This is a genomic window from Lysinibacillus sp. RU7, from assembly GCF_057837305.1.
This window is the reverse complement of record NZ_JBYQFK010000107.1, coordinates 1-279: the sequence shown is the minus strand read 5'-3', so window position 1 is coordinate 279 and position 279 is coordinate 1. Positions and strand designations below refer to the sequence as shown.

Annotated in this window: 1 protein-coding gene; it reads left to right on the top strand. The window is 64.5% G+C overall.

The features are described from left to right. Positions 1–279 (top strand): TraB/GumN family protein (locus AC3II9_RS21725; RefSeq protein ID WP_489158759.1); only part of this gene is annotated, 279 nt, incomplete at both ends.

The window sequence follows — 279 nt, the reverse complement described above, 5'->3', positions numbered from 1 at the left end:
AGATGAAGCCTTGGCTGGCCGCCGTCACCCTGTCGCTCGCGCCGATCCAGAAGCTGGGCTATGATCCGAAGAACGGCCCCGAAACCGTGCTGGCCGATGCGGCCAAGGCGGCGAACAAGCCCGTCGCCGGACTGGAGACCGCCGAGCAGCAGATCGGCTATTTCAACGGCCTGTCGCAAAAGGCGCAGATCGAGTTCCTGACCTCGACCGTCGACGAACTGCCCAAGGCGGGCGAGGAAATGGCTAAGATGGTCGACGAATGGGCGCATGGCGACCCCG